The organism is Campylobacter taeniopygiae, from assembly GCF_005406225.1.
Taxonomy (GTDB): Bacteria; Campylobacterota; Campylobacteria; order Campylobacterales; family Campylobacteraceae; genus Campylobacter_D; species Campylobacter_D taeniopygiae.
The window spans coordinates 1-325 of the sequence record NZ_NXLY01000086.1 but is presented as its reverse complement, the minus strand read 5'-3'; the positions used below and the strand labels follow the sequence as shown (position 1 = coordinate 325).

The following is a 325-nucleotide window of genomic DNA, read 5'->3' as shown; positions in this document are numbered from 1 at the left end:
CCTTTGCAAGCACTTAAACTAAAAATAAGTAAGGTAGTTAAAAATATTTTTTTCATCAATAAGGCCTTTCTACTATGATAGTGGTGGCTAATCTGCCTATGAAATTCATTTACTCTTTAATCCCATGTTCTTTAGCATAAGCTCTTATCTTAGCTCTAAGTTCTTCGGGAAAGTTAGCCCTATATATAGCAGGGATTCTAGGATCAAGCTTAGCATCAAGGTCTCCTTTTTTGTAAATAAATTCCAATCTTTCAGGAGAATAATAACGAGGTGCATTAGGATAACCTTGAGGAGGGGTTAAGGCTGCGAGTTTGGCTTGCAAATA

Annotated in this window: 1 pseudogene; it reads right to left on the bottom strand. The window is 35.7% G+C overall.

Going from position 1 to position 325, the window contains the following annotated elements:
- Nucleotides 1–109: 109 nt before the first annotated feature.
- Nucleotides 110–325: pseudogene (locus tag CQA75_RS09045) on the bottom strand (hypothetical protein); the annotation flags it as partial.